This is a genomic window from Glutamicibacter sp. AGC84 (assembly GCF_053543575.1).
On sequence record NZ_JBLVOC010000026.1, the window covers coordinates 22,682 to 26,310 of the forward strand.

The 3,629-nt window shown below is 60.8% G+C and carries 5 protein-coding genes; 3 read left to right on the forward strand and 2 right to left on the reverse strand.

The genetic code is table 11. The annotated features are described in order from the left end of the window. Positions 1–24: 24 nt before the first annotated feature. A complete protein-coding gene (locus ACNPN0_RS14700) occupies positions 25–240 on the reverse strand; it encodes a hypothetical protein (protein ID WP_448938225.1) in 216 nt (71 codons plus the stop codon). A 381-nt stretch (positions 241–621) separates the two neighbouring features. Then, positions 622–1,308 (reverse strand): SDR family oxidoreductase, encoded by a 687-nt coding sequence (locus ACNPN0_RS14705; protein WP_105656618.1) that lies wholly within the window; start codon positions 1,306–1,308, stop codon positions 622–624. A 174-nt stretch (positions 1,309–1,482) separates the two neighbouring features. On the opposite strand from ACNPN0_RS14705, the gene ACNPN0_RS14710 reads away from it, so the two are divergent. The 3 genes from ACNPN0_RS14710 (at position 1,483) to ACNPN0_RS14720 (ending at position 3,597) form a co-directional block, all read left to right on the forward strand. Beyond that, positions 1,483–1,695 carry a hypothetical protein gene (locus tag ACNPN0_RS14710; protein WP_105656406.1) on the forward strand — a complete coding sequence of 71 codons (213 nt, stop codon included), beginning with the start codon at positions 1,483–1,485 and terminating at the stop codon, positions 1,693–1,695. A 33-nt stretch (positions 1,696–1,728) separates the two neighbouring features. Beyond that, positions 1,729–2,262 carry a DUF488 domain-containing protein gene (locus tag ACNPN0_RS14715; protein WP_448938224.1) on the forward strand — a complete coding sequence of 178 codons (534 nt, stop codon included), beginning with the start codon at positions 1,729–1,731 and terminating at the stop codon, positions 2,260–2,262. 348 nt (positions 2,263–2,610) lie between these two features. Continuing rightward, the gene (locus ACNPN0_RS14720) at positions 2,611–3,597 is read left to right on the forward strand and encodes a siderophore ABC transporter substrate-binding protein (RefSeq protein WP_105656408.1); all 987 of its coding nucleotides are present in this window, start codon (positions 2,611–2,613) and stop codon (positions 3,595–3,597) included. The last annotated feature ends 32 nt before the right edge of the window (positions 3,598–3,629 follow it).

Genomic DNA, 3,629 nt, shown 5'->3' on the forward strand with positions numbered 1-3,629 from the left:
GGGGCAACCGCATGCCGGCAAGAGTCAGGAGAATTCAGGCACCTTCGGCAAAGCCATGTTCTTCGAGAAGAACTCGGCCAGTTCCGCGCGGGCAGTCAACGGCAAGACTTGGGCGACATACATGTCCGGGCGGACGACAACCAGGGCCCCGGCCCGGTCGATCTTGCGCTCGGTGAAGATATCCTGATGCGGGATCGCGGCATAGGCCTTCTCCCAGTCGGTGATCTGGACCCGGCCCACTTTCGGCAGGAAGCCGCACCCGGTGCGATAGCGCTGAGCACAAGGGCCGGATCCACGGCAGACCAGCCGATATCGTGCAACAGCATGGCCGGCAGCACGATATTCGCATCGGCTTGCGGGTGATGGCCCAGCAGCTGATGGGCCATGGACACCGAATACAGCAGGGTGTGCGCATCAATGCTCCGGACTGCGAGAAGCTCCTTGGCGTCCTCCCACAGGTTGGCCAGCAGCGGGTTCTAGTTTGGTCATGGGCACATGATCCCACCGCTTGCCCGCAGGCAGAAGGCTCCGCATCCACTCAGTGGAAGCCGCAGAACTTTCATCCGCAGACGCAGAACAGCCCTGCCCCCGTTGCGGAGGCAGGGCTGCGGCTGCGCATTCCTAGACGATCGCTTCCACGATCGGCATGTTCCCGTTGTAGAAGTTCACGGTGGAGCGGCGTGCTGCATTATTGGCCACCACATGGGTGATCACTTCGGCGACGTTCTCGCGCGAGGTCTGCGATGCCTCGCCTTCAACGTCTGCTCCGTTCACCTTGCCTGCCTTGTCAGCCAGCACCACGCGCTGGCTGGCCGGTTCCAGGGTCAGCGCCCCCGGGCCCAGGATCGTGTAGTCCAGCTCCGTGCCGCGCAAGTACGCGTCGGCGTCGTGCTTGGCCTTGGCATAGGTGTAGAACGAGTTGGCCGGATCCAGGCTGTCCACATCCACCAGGGCGCGGCTGTAGGAGACCATCACGAAGCGGTCCACGCCGGCCTGCTTGGCGGCCTGCATGGAACGCACCGCGGCATCATAGTCCACGGCGCGGGTGCGATGCTCGTTGCCGCCACCGGCACCTGCGGAGAAGACGATGGCGCTTGCACCGGAAAAGGCCTGGGCCAACTGATCCACGCCAGCGCTTTCGATGTCGATGACTACTGGGGTGGCGCCCGTGGCGCTGATGTCGGCTGCATGCTCCGGGTTGCGGATCAGCGAGTTGACCGCGTAGCCGCGCCCAACCAGCTTGGGCGCTGCCAGCAGGGCAACCTTCCCATGTCCGCCAATGAGAACTACTCGATTTTCTTCAGCCATGAACTGCTCCTTCTGATCGATGCTCGTATTCGGCACAACAAGGCCTGCCACGAGCCTATTCCCGGCGAGCTTTGGCGACGACTTTCTGAGTGCCAGCTTGATAGCGGTCATTTCGGCTGGCAATGGGCGTACGCTCGGGTTCATAGAATTCGCACTCGACCCAGGATGAAGCTCATGAAGCAGAGAACCTTGAACTTGGAACTGAGCAATGACCAATTCGCGGACCTGGCCAATGCGCTGGAGGACCACCGGGACTATTTCAAGAAACGCGCCGATGAAGCAACACTCGGCTTCGGGCTCGACACCGGCTACTGGCAGTCCCGTGCTGCCGAAGTCGAAGAGCTGCTCCAACTAGTCCTCAGCTCCGCCAAGCACGATCAGCATTAGCCCCGCCCCTTCCCCACCCAAGGAGCCAGCATTTTGCCCGCTGGAATTTTCACCATTGGACATTCGGCACGATCCATCGAGGATTTCCTCGCACTGCTAACGCAGTACGGAGTCACGAATGTTGTGGATGTCCGCAAACTGGCCGGCTCCCGCAAATTCCCGCAGTTCAATGCGGATGCCTTGGAAGCCTCCTTGAGCACGGCAGGAATCAGCCTGCACCACGAGGAAGCGCTGACCGGCAGGCGTCCTGTGAGCCGAAGCGTCGATTTCGCAGTCAACGCATGGTGGACGAACCGCAGCTTCCATAATTACGCCGACCATGCCCTCGGGTACGATTTCCTGCAGGCGCTCCAGCGGTTGCAGGCGCGGGCCGCCGGCCAGAAGACGGCGATCATGTGCGCCGAAGCTGTATGGTGGCGTTGCCATCGCAGGATCATTGCTGATCATCTGCTGGCCCGCGGTGCCGAGGTATTCCACATCATCGATGGGCATCCGGCCAAACCTGCCGAGCTGAGCCCGGGCGCGGTGATCGACCAGCAGTCGCGGATCACCTACCCGGCAGCCTGATACCGGCGCGCAAAACGGGCATCAATGGCAGCATCTGCGCCATGGCTCGGCTCATGCAATGAGCTGGAGGTGCAATTCATTACGCTGCCTGACGCAGCTTCCTCCATGCCTTCGGACACTAATTAAACAAGGCCGATGATCGTTATTTCTCCCTGAAATAGCCCAGTCAGCTGGGGCAAGCCTTATCAAGAGCCGCATTTGCGGACGGTTCCAGCCTTCAATTCGCGCATTTGGGTGACCTAGCTAACATAAGAGCCGTTTGGCTTAATTCGCTCAGATAAGGCTAAGCTAATTATCAGATCACTCAATAGCGCAACCAACGCCGGTTGCTGTCCGAAGAAGGAATACATGTCCTCCATGAAGCTTCGCGCTGCCGCACTGCTGAGCATCGCCGCACTGTCACTGACCGCTTGCGGTTCCGCTACCGATACGGCAGCTGAGGCCAAGGCTGGCGACACCAAGACCGTCACCATCACCGACAATGAAGGTGAGAAGAAGATCGAGGTTCCCGCGAAGTCTGTCGTTGCCACGGATAACCGCACCTTCGAGACCTTGGATTCCTGGGGCATCAAGCTCACCGCAGGCGCTGTCTCGCTGATGCCGGATACCATCTCCTACACCAAGGACGAGAACATCCTGGACTTGGGCAGCCACAAGGAACCGAACCTGGAATCAGTTGTCACCGTCGACCCTGACCTGATCATCAACGGCCAGCGCTACACCCAGCACGCGGCGAAGTTCAAGGAACTGGCTCCGGAAGCCGCCATCATTTCGCTGGACCCACGCGAAGGCGAGCCATTTGACGCTGAGCTGGAACGCCAGGTCACCACCCTGGGCGAGATCTTCGGCAAGCAGGCCGAGGCCAAAAAGCTCGTTGAGGACTTCGAAGCCGCCGAGAAGCGCGTCACCGATGCCTACGACAAGGACCAGACCGTCATGGGCCTGATCGCCTCGGGCGGCGAGCTGGGCTACTCGGCTCCTACCACCGGCCGCACCGTCGGCCCGATGTTCGACTTCCTGGGCCTGACCCCGGCGCTGAAGCTCGACGAATCCTCCACCGACCACGAGGGCGACGACGTTTCGGTCGAAGCCATCGCCAAGTCCAACCCGGACTGGATCATCGTCATGGACCGCGACGCAGCGGTTGAAGCCGACGGTGCGGACTACCAGCCGGCAAAGGACCTGCTGGAGAAGTCCGAGGCGCTGCAGAATGTCACCGCCTCGAAGGAATCCCAGGTTGTCGTCATGCCTGCTGACACCTACACCAACGAGAGCATCCAGACCTACACCGAGTTCCTGAATACTTTCGCGGACGCGCTGGAAGCTGCCAAGTAGCATTCCGGACACCCCAGCCAGCTAGTGGCGCA

Excerpts from the sequence above, each read along its gene's own strand:
- ACNPN0_RS14705 (WP_105656618.1), bottom strand. The coding sequence starts at position 1,308 with ATGGCTGAAGAAAATCGAGTAGTTCTCATTGGCGGACATGGGAAGGTT.
- ACNPN0_RS14710 (WP_105656406.1), top strand. The coding sequence starts at position 1,483 with ATGAAGCAGAGAACCTTGAACTTGGAACTGAGCAATGACCAATTCGCG.
- ACNPN0_RS14720 (WP_105656408.1), top strand. The coding sequence starts at position 2,611 with ATGTCCTCCATGAAGCTTCGCGCTGCCGCACTGCTGAGCATCGCCGCA.